The organism is Methanotorris formicicus Mc-S-70, from assembly GCF_000243455.1.
Lineage (GTDB): Archaea > AGJL01 > Methanococci > Methanococcales > Methanococcaceae > Methanotorris > Methanotorris formicicus.
In genome coordinates this window covers 23,250-35,706 of record NZ_AGJL01000002.1, presented here as the reverse complement: position 1 = coordinate 35,706, position 12,457 = coordinate 23,250, and the positions used below count along the sequence as shown (strand labels likewise).

Annotated in this window: 18 protein-coding genes; 15 read left to right on the top strand and 3 right to left on the bottom strand. The window is 29.8% G+C overall.

Annotated features, from left to right (window positions below; all coding sequences use genetic code 11):
- Window positions 1–23: 23 nt before the first annotated feature.
- The 11 genes from METFODRAFT_RS00695 to METFODRAFT_RS00645 all read left to right on the top strand — a co-directional run bounded on the left by METFODRAFT_RS00695 (window position 24) and on the right by METFODRAFT_RS00645 (window position 7,940).
- On the top strand, window positions 24–500 hold the full coding sequence (locus METFODRAFT_RS00695) for a hypothetical protein (RefSeq protein ID WP_245528853.1): 477 nt from the start codon (window positions 24–26) through the stop codon (window positions 498–500).
- 121 nt (window positions 501–621) lie between these two features.
- Window positions 622–2,454: a hypothetical protein gene (locus tag METFODRAFT_RS00690; RefSeq protein WP_007043580.1), complete on the top strand. Its 1,833-nt coding sequence runs from the start codon at window positions 622–624 to the stop codon at window positions 2,452–2,454.
- A 35-nt stretch (window positions 2,455–2,489) separates the two neighbouring features.
- On the top strand, window positions 2,490–2,705 hold the full coding sequence (locus METFODRAFT_RS00685) for a hypothetical protein (RefSeq protein WP_007043579.1): 216 nt from the start codon (window positions 2,490–2,492) through the stop codon (window positions 2,703–2,705).
- 77 nt (window positions 2,706–2,782) lie between these two features.
- Entirely contained in the window at window positions 2,783–3,022 is a 240-nt protein-coding gene (locus METFODRAFT_RS00680) for a hypothetical protein (RefSeq protein ID WP_007043578.1), read from the top strand.
- Between the two features lie 33 nt (window positions 3,023–3,055).
- Window positions 3,056–3,436 carry a hypothetical protein gene (locus METFODRAFT_RS00675; RefSeq protein ID WP_007043577.1) on the top strand — a complete coding sequence of 127 codons (381 nt, stop codon included), beginning with the start codon at window positions 3,056–3,058 and terminating at the stop codon, window positions 3,434–3,436.
- The gene (locus METFODRAFT_RS00670) at window positions 3,433–4,842 is read left to right on the top strand and encodes a hypothetical protein (protein WP_007043576.1); all 1,410 of its coding nucleotides are present in this window, start codon (window positions 3,433–3,435) and stop codon (window positions 4,840–4,842) included. The genes METFODRAFT_RS00675 and METFODRAFT_RS00670 overlap by 4 nt, the downstream gene beginning before the upstream one ends.
- Window positions 4,839–5,213: a hypothetical protein gene (locus tag METFODRAFT_RS00665; RefSeq protein WP_007043575.1), complete on the top strand. Its 375-nt coding sequence runs from the start codon at window positions 4,839–4,841 to the stop codon at window positions 5,211–5,213. Before METFODRAFT_RS00670 ends, METFODRAFT_RS00665 begins: the two co-directional genes overlap by 4 nt.
- Window positions 5,214–5,245: 32 nt before the next feature.
- Window positions 5,246–6,019, top strand: coding sequence for an isopentenyl phosphate kinase (locus METFODRAFT_RS00660; protein ID WP_007043574.1), 774 nt, complete (start codon window positions 5,246–5,248; stop codon window positions 6,017–6,019).
- A gap of 9 nt (window positions 6,020–6,028) precedes the next feature.
- Entirely contained in the window at window positions 6,029–6,982 is a 954-nt protein-coding gene (gene mvk, locus METFODRAFT_RS00655; RefSeq protein WP_007043573.1) for a mevalonate kinase, read from the top strand.
- A 171-nt stretch (window positions 6,983–7,153) separates the two neighbouring features.
- Entirely contained in the window at window positions 7,154–7,483 is a 330-nt protein-coding gene (locus tag METFODRAFT_RS00650; RefSeq protein ID WP_007043572.1) for a DUF1894 domain-containing protein, read from the top strand.
- Between the two features lie 4 nt (window positions 7,484–7,487).
- A complete protein-coding gene (locus METFODRAFT_RS00645; RefSeq protein ID WP_007043571.1) occupies window positions 7,488–7,940 on the top strand; it encodes a DUF1890 domain-containing protein in 453 nt (150 codons plus the stop codon).
- A gap of 14 nt (window positions 7,941–7,954) precedes the next feature.
- Here the strand turns inward: METFODRAFT_RS00645 and leuB are convergent, their stop codons facing one another.
- Window positions 7,955–8,956, bottom strand: coding sequence for a bifunctional 3-isopropylmalate/3-methylmalate dehydrogenase (leuB, locus tag METFODRAFT_RS00640; protein ID WP_048115174.1), 1,002 nt, complete (start codon window positions 8,954–8,956; stop codon window positions 7,955–7,957).
- Window positions 8,957–9,110: 154 nt separating this feature from the next.
- Between leuB and cobT the strand changes: the two genes are divergently transcribed.
- Genes cobT through hjc form a run of 3 tightly spaced genes read left to right on the top strand, consistent with a single transcriptional unit; the run spans window position 9,111 to window position 11,045 of the window.
- The gene (cobT, locus tag METFODRAFT_RS00635; RefSeq protein WP_007043569.1) at window positions 9,111–10,175 is read left to right on the top strand and encodes a nicotinate mononucleotide-dependent phosphoribosyltransferase CobT; all 1,065 of its coding nucleotides are present in this window, start codon (window positions 9,111–9,113) and stop codon (window positions 10,173–10,175) included.
- Window positions 10,176–10,194: 19 nt separating this feature from the next.
- A complete protein-coding gene (locus METFODRAFT_RS00630; RefSeq protein WP_007043568.1) occupies window positions 10,195–10,632 on the top strand; it encodes a methanogenesis marker 6 protein in 438 nt (145 codons plus the stop codon).
- A 17-nt stretch (window positions 10,633–10,649) separates the two neighbouring features.
- A complete protein-coding gene (hjc, locus tag METFODRAFT_RS00625; protein ID WP_007043567.1) occupies window positions 10,650–11,045 on the top strand; it encodes a Holliday junction resolvase Hjc in 396 nt (131 codons plus the stop codon).
- Here the strand turns inward: hjc and METFODRAFT_RS00620 are convergent.
- Both METFODRAFT_RS00620 and tmk read right to left on the bottom strand, forming a co-directional pair.
- Complete coding sequence (locus tag METFODRAFT_RS00620; RefSeq protein WP_007043566.1) at window positions 11,042–11,461, bottom strand: hypothetical protein; 420 nt, start codon at window positions 11,459–11,461, stop codon at window positions 11,042–11,044. The two genes, hjc and METFODRAFT_RS00620, sit on opposite strands and share 4 nt — an antisense overlap.
- 91 nt (window positions 11,462–11,552) lie before the next feature.
- Window positions 11,553–12,107 (bottom strand): dTMP kinase, encoded by a 555-nt coding sequence (tmk, locus tag METFODRAFT_RS00615; RefSeq protein WP_048115171.1) that lies wholly within the window; start codon window positions 12,105–12,107, stop codon window positions 11,553–11,555.
- Window positions 12,108–12,178: 71 nt separating this feature from the next.
- On the opposite strand from tmk, the gene METFODRAFT_RS00610 reads away from it, so the two are divergent.
- Window positions 12,179–12,433, top strand: coding sequence for a cation:proton antiporter (locus METFODRAFT_RS00610; protein WP_007043564.1), 255 nt, complete (start codon window positions 12,179–12,181; stop codon window positions 12,431–12,433).
- The last annotated feature ends 24 nt before the right edge of the window (window positions 12,434–12,457 follow it).

Genomic DNA, 12,457 nt, shown 5'->3' with positions numbered 1-12,457 from the left:
TTGCATCAGATAAAATTTATAACTTGAAACCAGAGGAGATTGAAAATAAATGCAAAAGGGACTTGGATTTTATGGAGATGCATTTAAAAGAGAAATTTAAAGATAATTTTAATTGGAATGAATTTGAAAGTATTGATGAATGGAAGAAAACGAGAGAAAGAACGTATAAAACATTTATTGGAGATTATAAGACAAATAGAAAAAATTACATCTATACAATTTATCCAAAAACAAATTTTAAAGATGGTGAATTTAATATATCTCTTGTTGGACATTTTCTTCTTCTATATGACAATATTTTTGATTATAAATTCCATAAAGATACAATTGACGAACTTTTAAGGATTTCAGAGGAGATAAGGATATTCCCAATTCTTAATCTAAAAGGGGAGAAATCTAAGTTTTTAGATAAAATAATAAACAACTACAACACAAAAATTGAAAAAACAAATTATGGATTTATAAAGGGTGGAAATAAAGTGTTGATAATAAAAAGATAAATGGATTGTGTGTTTTTATCCAGTATTTGAAAAATAAAAGTAAATTATAAAAAATATCAAAACACAAATATTTAAAAGTATCTATCAAAATACTAAATTTAAATTATGTGGGGGGTAAAAAATGGATAGCATAGTTGCTTATATGAATCAAGAATGGGAATATCTATCAAAAGAGCATGAAAAAATTCAAAGAGATGTAGATAATATCTTAAAGGATTACTCAAAGAGTAAGGATATTCACCCATCATATTTAATAACTGGAGTTTATGGGGCTGGAAAATCTACTTTAATGGTTCATATATTTAAGAAAAACTTAGATATGGGAATGTTACCATTATATATTTTGGCAGAGGACATTTTAAACTTAATAGGTGAAAACCAAATTGAAGGTCATGAAAAATTAGCAGAGTTCCTCAATAAATATGTTGAAAATATAAAAAATGCATTTAAAAATAAAGATTTTGAATTAATAAAAAATTTACTTTATGTTTCTGGAGAAAATATAAAATCTGAAGCTTATGAGTATTTAAAAGAAAATTATGAAAAAGTTAAAAATCCAGAAAAAATTGTCCTTTTAATTGATGAACTTGAAGATAATTATAAAAAAATTAAAAATAAAATTGGACATGACCCATTAAGGACATTTCTTGAAGATAAATCTTTTTTAAAGTTTTTTGCCATGACCCCTTCTGGTATTCATGACCTTGGAGGTGCTGACGCATCCCGATTTAAAAATATTCCAATTCCTTCCGTTGATATTGAATACATTAAAGAAAAATACAACCTACCCGCTGGAAAACGTAATGCATTATGGTGGTTATCAAGAGGAAATCCAAGGCATATTATATTAAATTACGAAAAAATTAAAGATTTAAATGGTAAAGGAGTAGCTGAAATAAAAGAAATTTTAGAAACTCTGCCTCCTATTGGAAAAGAGCCAAGTAATGTTAAAAGTGTGATTGTCGGAAATGACCATTCAAAAATAAAATACATCATTGATTTAAAACCTATCGAATGTAAGTCATATAGAGGATTCAAAATAACAAAAGAGCTTATTGATGGAGAAGGAGACCTTTCAAATCTGTTCCAAAAAATTTTTAATTTAAGTAATGAGGAAAAAGGAGAACCAGATATTGCTTTAAAATTAGCAGAATGTTTTAGAAAGGTGACAATGACATTATCTGATGATGATTTTGTATTTTATATACCTAAGGATGAAGTTAATGAGTTTATGGATTTAGTTTTAGACATATTCTTAGAAAAAGAACATAACAACCCAGAAATCAAAGAGCATATAAGTAAATTGCATGATATTTCAAGAAAATTAAAGGAAGATGATGAATTAATTGTAGAAGAACTTAGAGAAGCTAAAGTAATAGGTATTGAATATTCTAAAGAACTTACTAAAAGATTGCCATTTACTATAAAAGAAATTAGGAAAATGTTCCCTTTGCCAATAGCAAATCCTATTATAAAAAATATAGACCCAGATGAAGTAAAAGAAAAAGTTGAAGGTAGAGGAAAACCAGTTTGTAAAATTGATGATAATGCAATGTTCTTTGTATCTTATAGGGACTTTAAAGAGTATGCCCAATCAGATGACTTTAAAAGTAAAGTTTTACCAGAAGGTAGGTTTATGGTTATATTGTTACCAGAAGAAGAGTTTGAAAAGTATAAAAAATATATTGAAAATGAAAAATTATTAAAGATTCTTGAAGAGCTTGGAAAAATAAGAGTAGTTAATACACCACAACCTATTGTAAAGTTTTTATTAACTATTCATGAGGGAGGCTATCCTTTTGATTTCAATGTAGCAAAGGATAATATAATGTCTGAAAATGATATTACATTAAAAAGAAAGTTTGAATTATATGAGGCATCTTTAAAGGAGCTTATAAATGATTATAAACACAACCAAAGAAATTCTTTGATAAACCAGAACTTGAGGGCTTAAAGAATTGGTCAAAAGTAACACGTGAAGATAGCATAATGTCAATAATATCTGGACTTTCACTTGCATTTTATAACTTGTCATTTAAAGATAAAGAAAATTTATCCAAACTTAGAGGATTATTTAAAACAGATAGACCAAAAGGAAAATGTTCAAATCTTGGAATTGGTAGAGGGCTACCGACATTAGCTGACCATCTTTTACTGAGAATGAAAGATGGAAATGTTGAAGATTCACCATCAATTAAGAATTAAAAATATTTTGGAATGAAAATGAAATAGAAATATTAGAAAGGTTAGTTAACTTTTTAAATCGTGATGATTTTAAAAAATTGTCCGATGATGAGAACTATAAAAAAATATTGGAAGCATTTTGGAGAGCTAAAAGAGATGAGTTTGACATTGAGGATATTAATAGATTAAAAAATGAATTAGAAGAGTGTATTTTAAAATTAGAAAAAATTATAGGAATAAAAAGAAAAATATATGAGATAGGTGCAGATTTAAAATTTACTGATGAAGAGGAAAATATTATAAGTTCATTAGAGGGACTTGAAGAACTAAATAACTAAGAATTCACTGGAAAACTCCCAAAATGTATTTATATGCTATATCTAAATGACACTTTAGAAAAAATTGAATCAAAGATTAATAAATTATATTCAGATTTAGTTGATATTGAACAGAAATATAATGATTTAATTGAAATAAAAGATATTATTATCAAATATCTTAAGGAAAATTCAGGAATCTTAGATTATTTAGAAGAAAGTATAAATTCTAAAAAAATAAAGGAAACCATAGTAGAGACTTTAAAATTTGAGGAATCCTATGATGACTATACAATTTATGACGTTAAAAACAAATTAGAAACAAAAACACAACTACTTAGAAAATTAATAAAGAATTTTGAGGAGTTAAGAATTGAGTTAAATAATTTCAAGGAGGTATTGAAAAAATATAGCCTTTGGGAGGGGAGACAATGAGTAGCATAAGCAATATTGAAAGTATTAACGATATGTTGACCATTAAAATAGAAGAGATTAATAAAACAAAATTAAAGATTGAAAAATTATTAGAAACTTGCTATAGTCATCTTTCAGAGGAAGATAAAGAAAACCTTCCCAAATTTGGTGGAAGGTTGACAAAGAAAAATATTGACGACTACTTTAACAAGTTATCACAATCAATCAAAAATCCAATAAGATATAAAAGAAAAAATAAATTAAAAAACTTGGGAATAAGAATTAGTAATATAAGAGATGATTTTTTTGATGATAATAAAATTGATGAAACAATTAACTTACTAAATGAGATAAAAAAATATGAAAGGTTATTTAATATAATATCTAATAAATTACCTTTTAAATTTTTAGATGACGAGAACAATATAGAATCTATCAATTTATGGTTAGGTGATATTGTAGAAAATATTGACAATTTAGAAAGATGGGAAGAGAAAATAAAAAGCAAGGAGCTACTCGATAAATTATTGGAAAAATATGTTGACAGAAACATATCAATTGAGGAATTTAAAGAGATTGCTGAAAATATTCAAAGAATTGAGAAAAAGTTTGGTATAAAAATTAAAAAAGATGAAATTAATTTAATTAATAAGATAAATGAAATTTTAGATGAAGTTGAAGAGTATGGGGTAGATACTGAGAATCTTGATTGTTCAAGTTTGTCAGAGTTAAAAGAAGAACTTGATAACTTTAAGAAACAATTAGAAAATAAATGCAATGAAATTAAAGAGGAAATAAAATTTTGGAAGCAGGTCTTGTATGGAAAAATAGAGTATTTGCCTGAAAAGAACTTAGATGAATTGAATAATAAATTAAACGACATTAAAGAAGAAACAAAAACTGAATTTGGGGATGTTTATTTGGTGTTAGAAAATCTATATAGAAACCAATATTTTATCCCAAATATTTATGAATTTTCTTGTAAATTAAAAACGGTTGCTAAATATTTTGATAACATAAATATTGAGAATGAAAATGACGTAGATAAAATTGAAAATGTCTATAATGCAATTAAATATTTAGAAAAAATAAACCATAAAATTTCAAAAATGAACTTTAAAGAAGTTGATGAATTTTTGAGCAAATATGAAAATATAAAATCTGAATATGAAAATATGAGGAAAGATATTCTCTACTATCAAAAAATTTTAAATAGGGAAGATGAAACAATTCCAGAGAATTATTACGAATTAAAACAAAAACTTGAAAATTACAAAAAAGAACTTCAAACAAAAATAGGAAATGATTTTGAAGTAATAATTAAATTCTTAAAGGGTGAATTAGATGATTTTGATGCTAATAAAGAAACACTAAAAAATTTCATTATTTACCTAAAACCACTTGTAAAGGAGGTTTTAAATTTATGATTTCTGAAGATGAATTTTATGAAAAACTATTGGAAAAAAAGAAAAATGGGGAAATTACTGTTAAAGTTGAAGATATGGATATCATCCCAAACTACAAACTAATAGATTCTCCAGATATTGTTTTAATTTTAAAATTAAAATTAAATATTTTCTCAAGAGATTATGACATTGAAATACCAATCCCTATTGAAGTAGAAAAAGTTGGGCTTAATGCTGCATTAGAAGATTTAAAAAAATTTATCGAAAGAGAACATTTTAAGTTGTTATTGCCAATGTTAGTTATCTCAGAAAAGGGATTTAAAATCGATAAAAAAGAGTATCCTTTAAAAACAGAATTTAAAATAAAACAGATTCCCCATGATATAATTTAAAATTTTCATTTTATTAAAAAATGGTGGATATGATGTTAATTATTTTAAAACTTGGAGGGAGTATTTTATCTGACAAAAATGTGCCTTTTTCAGTTAAATGGGACAACTTAGAGAGGTTTGGGGAAGAGATAAGAAATGCTATGGGATATTATAAAGAAAAAGGCGAAAAATTAAATTTAATGATTGTTCATGGTGGTGGCTCTTTTGGACATCCTGTTGCAAAAAAGTATCTAAAAGATGGGAAATTTTGCAATATGCAAAAGGGGTTTTGGGAAATTCAAAAGGCAATGAGGAGATTCAACAACTTAGTTATTGATACACTCCACTTCTATGATATCCCTGCTGTGTCTATTCAGCCATCTTCCTTCGTGGTTTTTAAGAATGATGGTAATTTAATTTTTGATTTAAGTGCCATTAAAGAACTTTTGAAAAGAGATTTAGTTCCTGTTGTTCATGGAGATATTGTTGTGGATGAAGATGGCAATTATAAAATCCTATCTGGGGACCATATTTTGCCATATTTAACCAAAAAGTTGGATGTTGATTTGAGTTTACATGCTTCAGATGTAGATGGTGTTTTGGATGAGAATGGAGAGGTTATTGAAAAGATTGATAAGAGTAATATAGATGATGTTTTAAAGATGCTAAAAGACTCAAAAGGAATAGATGTCACTGGTGGAATGTATTTGAAAGTTATGGAAGCATATAAAATGGGAGTAAAGACAGTTATTTTCAATGGAAACAAAAATGGCAATATATACAATGCGTTAATTGGAAATGTTAAGGGAACTGTTATTATTGGTTAAGGTGATTAAATGGTATTGGTGGAGAGTCCTGCAAAGGTTATTTTATTTGGAGAGCACGCTGTGGTTTATGGATATAGGGCAATATCAATGGCAATTGATTTAAAGACAACATGCACAGTAGAAGAAAGCGATACAACAATCATCAATTTAAAGGATTTAAAAAAGCGTTTGGAAATTCCAATTGAGGAGATATTGAATTTAGATGTCAACGAATATGGAGATTTTAAATATGTGTTATGTGCAATAAAAAACACTCTTCTCTACTTATCTTCACACAAAAATTTAGATTTGAGGGATTTAAGATCATTTAAATTAACTTTAACCTCCCAAATTCCAATAAGTTGTGGTTTAGGTTCTTCCGCATCAGCAACCATATCAACAATAAGGGGTATATCAAAATTTTATGGATCTTATTTGAATGATGACGAAGTTGCCAAAATTGGTTTTGGTGTTGAGAAAGAAGTTCAGGGAAAGGCGAGTGCAACAGATACTGCAACGATAACCTACAAAGGACTCTTAGAAATTGAAAGGAATAACATTAAAAGAATAAAAGGAGAATTAAAAGAATTCATCAAAAGTTGTAAGTTTTTAATATGCTATTGTGAAGAGAGAAAAAAGAAAACATCTGAACTGGTTAATGAAGTTGCGAAGCATAAAAATAAGGATGAAATCTTTAGAAAAATTGGGAATATTGTTGAAAAATCAAAAATAACTTTTAATAAAAATGAATTTGGGAAATTGATGAATATGAACCACAATTTACTAAAGGAATTGGGAGTTTCAACGCTAAAATTGGATGAAGTTGTTGAAATTGGGAAAATTTATGGTTATGGGGCTAAATTAACAGGTGCGGGGGGAGGCGGGTGTGTTATAATTTTAGTTGATGAAGGTAAAGAGGATGATTTAATAAATGAGTTAAAAGAAAGGGATGTTGAGTATTTTGAATGTAGAATGGTGTATTAATTAGAAATTGTTTGCGTTAGATGTCGCATAACTTCTATAAATTAGGAAATTATTTGATTTATTCAAAATTTGAAGTATAGAAACTACTTCAAAAAAATTCGCAAACAACGAGGCAAAAAATATTTATTTAATGCATTGTAATTGACACCATAAAACACCCATGGTGAAATTATGTCATGTATTGATAAATTAAACTATGAAATTCTATATAAAGGAGGGTTTAAGGAGTGTGCAGAATTTATAAGAAAAAATTTTAAAAATGTTAAGGAAGTGAACGCAGGAGAGGAAATATTCGAAGGGATTTTTTTAATTGGAATCCCACCAATTCCTATTGCTTATGAAGATAACTATGTAATATTCCCATACACAAAACCATGCTATGGGACTTTTGTTTTAAAGATTAAAACTGAAGAAGAAAAAGATAGAGAATTAGAAAAAGATAAAGAAAACAAAAATAAAAAAGATAAAAAAGGAATACTATCAAAATTAAAATTCTGGTGAAATTATGAGGGTTTTAATATTACTTGGATGTCCAGAACCTCCAGTTTTGGTTCCATCATTTATTTATTTAACAAATATGCTAAAGAAGAAAGGTTATGAGGTTTTTGTTTCTGCAAATCCTGCAGCATTGAGATTGGTTGAAACTGCAGATCCAGAAAAGTTATATATAAAAAATGTTGGATTTCAAGAGATTGATGAGGGGTTGAAGGAGGCGTTTGATGTGGATTATATCATCAGTTTTGTCCACAACGATGCAGGAGTTAGTTATACAATAACCTACATGCACAAATATAAGGCAAAAACCATAGGAATTGTATTTGGTAGAGAAATGAAAGAGGACTTTGTAAATACATTAAAAGAGAATGGTGTAGAGACATACTTTGTTAGGGCATTCCACAATCCAACACCAATAGTAGTAACCTTAAAAAGAATCTTAGAAAATCTTGAAAATAAATGAAAATAAAAAAATTATTATTTTTCAACTCTTTTTGCAACCTCTTCTGCCATTTGGAAGGTATTTAATTTCCCTCCCAAGTCAGGAGTTGTTAAACCCGCTGCTAAAACTTCTTCCAATGCCTTCTCTATTTTATCTGCTGCTTCAAACTCCTTCAAATATCTAAGCATTAAGACTCCACTTAATATTGTTGCTGTTGGATTTGCTATTCCCTTCCCTGCAATATCTGGGGCTGAACCATGGACTGGCTCAAATAACCCATGCTCATCCCCAATGTTTGCTGATGGAGCCAATCCTAAACCTCCAACAGTTCCTGCTGCACCATCTGATAAGATATCCCCAAACAAGTTGGATGTAACAACAACATCAAACACCTGAGGTTTTGTTATGATGTACATGTTCATTGCATCGATATAGTAGTCCTCTACTTTAATATCATCGTATTCCTCTGCAACCTCATAGAACACCTTCTTAAACAATCCATCAGTTACTTTTAAGACATTTGCCTTGTGAGCACAAGTTACTTTTCCTTCTTTTCCTTGTTTCTTTCTATCCCTTGCCAATTCAAATGCAAATTTAAATATCCTTTCACATGCCTTTCTTGTTATTACTCTTGTTGCTGTTGTTATTCCTTCATCAATCTCTGCCTCTAATCCCTTGTAGAGACCTTCAGTGTTTTCCCTAACAATTACATAATCAATATCATCCCTTAGGCAATTTATTCCTTTATATGCCTTAACTGGTCTAACATTTGCGTAGGTTTTTAAAATCTGCCTTAATTTAACGATAACATCTGCTGCTGTCTCTCCTGCTGCTCCAAAGAATACTGCATCACTTTCTAATGCTTTCTCAACTGTTTCTTCTGGCAATGCCTTTCCTGTTTTTTCAAAAACCTCATCTCCCGCCTCTGCATATATAAATTCAAAATCCACACCAGTTGCTTCTAAAACATTAATACTTGCTGGAACAACTTCTTTTCCAATTCCATCTCCCTCTATTACGCAAATCTTATGTGCCATCATTATCACCGTAGAGATATTTTTGATGGTTATTACATAAAAAAACAAAATATAAAAATTTTAGGAATGCATTTTATTTTTGGTATACTATATATAGCATTATGGAAAATATGTATTTAGCAATGCATGCTCATAAAAAACACAAAGTGGGAATATGCCATTAATAACAATTAATGAAAATGGATTTTTGGATGAAATAAAGGGTAAAAAGGGATTATTTTCTTGTGTTATCGCATCTATTGAAACAACAAAATACGTCCCAATATCTGGTGTGCATAGGGATGTTATCGCCTACACACCAGCCGCTGATATGGAGTTGGTGGTTTTGGGAAAAAGTATCTGCCTCCCCACTCCACCAATAGATGCAACTGGCTGCCCTTCTCCAGCAACAATTACAAGGGCATGCATGGATTTAAAAAACATCCCCACTCTAACTATTGATGCTGGATGTTTTGTTAAACCAAACGTTCCATACATAAAGGTAAATGAAAACCCCACTGGAGATATAAGAAAAGGAAAGGCAATGGAGAACTCTAAGGAGTTATTTGAAAAAGGCTACACCCTCGGAAAAAATTTAATTTATGATTGTTTGATTATTGGTGAGAGTGTCCCTGGAGGAACAACAACTGCATTAGGCATTTTAGTTGGTTTGGGTTATGATGCAGAGGGAAAGGTAAGTTCCGGTTCAGTAAATAACCCCCACGAGTTAAAAATGGAGGTTGTAAGAAGTGGATTAAAAAGTGCAAAAATAGAGATTGGAAAGAGTTGTGTTTTTGATGTTTTAAATGCTGTTGGAGATACCATGATGCCTACCGTTGCAGGTATGGCAGTTGCAGCAGTGGAAAATAAAAAACCAGTAATTTTGGCTGGTGGAACACAGATGGCAAGTGTTCTTGCGGTGATAAAGGAGATAGATAAAGATGCTATAAAAAGTGGACTAATTTCAATAGGGACAACGGAATTTGTTTTAAATGATAAGAATGCTGATTTGAAAGGAATTGTTGAGCAGATAGGGGACGTTCCAATACTTGCATCAAAATTTAACTATGAAAAAGCGAAAATTGATGGTTTAAAGGCATATTGTAGGGGCTCTGTAAAAGAAGGGGTTGGTGCTGGAGGCATTGCTTCTTATGCATATATAAATGGATTGGAACCAGATGAAGTTAGGGGATATGTGGAGAAGAATTATTATAGGTGGTATAGGGATATAATAAAATAAAAAATTATAGGGTGGAAAAATGAAAACCAAGGTAATAGTTTTAGCAGATAATGCAGAAACCACACCATCAAAACTATTCAGATTCTTGAATTCATTGAATTATGACATAAATGTTAAGGAAACGTGCTTTGGAGCATATATTGAAGGAGAAGATGATGTTGTTGATGAAGTGACAAATATAGTTAGAAATCTTGAAAAGAATAAGATATTTTGTAAAGATAGGGGATTCCCAATTTGGGATAAGAGGAGATGTAGGGCATTTAGGGGAGGGGGGCCGAGAGAAGGATTTCACCAATTAGAGGCAGAACAAAGAGTATTGAATAAGATTGCAGAGGCATTAGATGAAATTGAGAAGGAAGGAATCCTCCCAATGGAAAAAGTAGATGAAGAAAAAATCGAAAAACATAAACTTGATATTAAAGCATTTATAAAGATTATTGATGAGGAATTAAAATAAATCTCATTGTGAGGATGATGTATAGGAAAGGGAGTAATTTTGAAAGGGAATTAAAAAAATCTCTTGAGGAAAAGGGTTTTGCTGTAGTTAGGAGTGCGGGAAGTCATGGAGTGGACATAATTGCAGGAAGAAATGGGACTATTTACATATTTGAGTGTAAATCAACATCAAAGGAAAAATTTTACGTTAAAAAAGAGGATATCGACAAGTTAATATCATTCTCAGAAACCTTTGGGGGAAAACCTTACCTTGCATTAAAAATTAAAGGAAAATGGCTATTTATAAACCCCCATCTATTGCATACAGATGGAAAAAACTATGCCTTAGATTACAAAAAAATACAGGTTATTGCCATAGATTTCAAAGAACTTGTAGGAGAGGATAGGCAAATAAAGTTTGATGAAATTATTTAATTTTTATTTATAAGTGATTTTATTACCTCTACGATCAATAAACTCAAATATGCTGCTTTCTTAGGTTTCATGACAATTGATGCATGCTCATCCTCTTTATGCATGCCTATTATCATAGATGCAGTTCTTTTTTCATCTGCTGGAAGAACCGCTATTGATAACCTCCCATCACTTGCAAAACATGTTCCTACATCTTGTATCTTCTTCAATATTACTCCATCTTTTTTGAAATCTTTGTTTATTTTTTCTGCAGTAACAATACCTTCATTTAACAACACAGAAAACAATGCTGCTGATTCTTTATCTAAGGTCATAGAACTTATTTCTTCCCCACTTTCTTCCCTTAATTCCAATACGATATTTCCCCCACTACATTTAACAGATAACTCCTTTTCTTTGATTTTCATTGTATACATTTTACCGTTCCTCCTCCCCATAGATTGTAATGCTATTCATTATATCTCATTCATTATATATTCCTTACTATATCATACTATTTTTTACATTTTAAAGTTTTACATTTATTTGATTTAGCACATCCTCATGCACATCATCGATACTTCTGTTTGTAGTATCAATAACAATAAAATCCTCCTTTTTTGCAAGTTCCAAATACTTGTTTTGAACCTTTTTTAAGAACCTTTCCTTCTCAAAAATCTCCTTTTCTTTTCCCAACCTTTTAATCCCTTCTTCTATATCAACAGTAAGCAAAACAACAACATCTGGTTTCTTTGCAAATCTATTTATCTGCAAAATAAAGTCCTCATCAACACCTTGGGATGTTTGATAGGCAATGGATGAGTAGAGATATCTATCACAAACAACATGGGATTCTCTAAGTTTTTCTTCAATTAATCTAATATGCTCAACCCTATCAGCAGCGAACATCAGTGCAAGAGTTTCTTTTTCACATTTTTTCTCCCCCTTTAAAATTTCCCTTATTAATCTCCCAATTAATCCATCTGTTGGTTCATAGGTGTAAAATGCATTCAATTTTTTTGCCAACAACTTTGCCTGTGTGGTTTTTCCACTTCCATCTATACCCTCAAATACAATAAACATCATATCACCAAAAATTATATATTGCAGTAGTCAAATTATAATGATTAATCATTAACAATTATGGTGGGACTGTGCTTGATAATGTTGTTCTCATCGTATCTTCGATAGGAATTTTGTTGGCATCTATAAGGCTTTGGATGGAGGAAGATAGAAAAAACATCCTCTATGCAAGATTGCACATTGCTGGTGTTATTGATATAGCATGCATAATTATTATGCTAATAATGAACCAGCCATTATTGGCGTTGGTTTATTTAATACTATGTCCATTTGCAGCCCATGCTATTGCTAATGCAAATTATTATGATGAGTACAATAAAGAATAAAAATACCTCCATGATCTTTTAATA

Coding starts and splice junctions, on each gene's coding strand:
- METFODRAFT_RS00690 (WP_007043580.1), top strand. CDS start 622: ATGGATAGCATAGTTGCTTATATGAATCAAGAATGGGAATATCTATCA.
- METFODRAFT_RS00685 (WP_007043579.1), top strand. CDS start 2,490: ATGTCAATAATATCTGGACTTTCACTTGCATTTTATAACTTGTCATTT.
- METFODRAFT_RS00675 (WP_007043577.1), top strand. CDS start 3,056: ATGCTATATCTAAATGACACTTTAGAAAAAATTGAATCAAAGATTAAT.
- METFODRAFT_RS00670 (WP_007043576.1), top strand. CDS start 3,433: ATGAGTAGCATAAGCAATATTGAAAGTATTAACGATATGTTGACCATT.
- METFODRAFT_RS00665 (WP_007043575.1), top strand. CDS start 4,839: ATGATTTCTGAAGATGAATTTTATGAAAAACTATTGGAAAAAAAGAAA.
- METFODRAFT_RS00660 (WP_007043574.1), top strand. CDS start 5,246: ATGTTAATTATTTTAAAACTTGGAGGGAGTATTTTATCTGACAAAAAT.
- mvk (WP_007043573.1), top strand. CDS start 6,029: ATGGTATTGGTGGAGAGTCCTGCAAAGGTTATTTTATTTGGAGAGCAC.
- METFODRAFT_RS00650 (WP_007043572.1), top strand. CDS start 7,154: ATGTCATGTATTGATAAATTAAACTATGAAATTCTATATAAAGGAGGG.
- METFODRAFT_RS00645 (WP_007043571.1), top strand. CDS start 7,488: ATGAGGGTTTTAATATTACTTGGATGTCCAGAACCTCCAGTTTTGGTT.
- leuB (WP_048115174.1), bottom strand. CDS start 8,956: ATGGCACATAAGATTTGCGTAATAGAGGGAGATGGAATTGGAAAAGAA.
- cobT (WP_007043569.1), top strand. CDS start 9,111: ATGCCATTAATAACAATTAATGAAAATGGATTTTTGGATGAAATAAAG.
- METFODRAFT_RS00630 (WP_007043568.1), top strand. CDS start 10,195: ATGAAAACCAAGGTAATAGTTTTAGCAGATAATGCAGAAACCACACCA.
- hjc (WP_007043567.1), top strand. CDS start 10,650: ATGTATAGGAAAGGGAGTAATTTTGAAAGGGAATTAAAAAAATCTCTT.
- METFODRAFT_RS00620 (WP_007043566.1), bottom strand. CDS start 11,461: ATGTATACAATGAAAATCAAAGAAAAGGAGTTATCTGTTAAATGTAGT.
- tmk (WP_048115171.1), bottom strand. CDS start 12,107: ATGTTTATTGTATTTGAGGGTATAGATGGAAGTGGAAAAACCACACAG.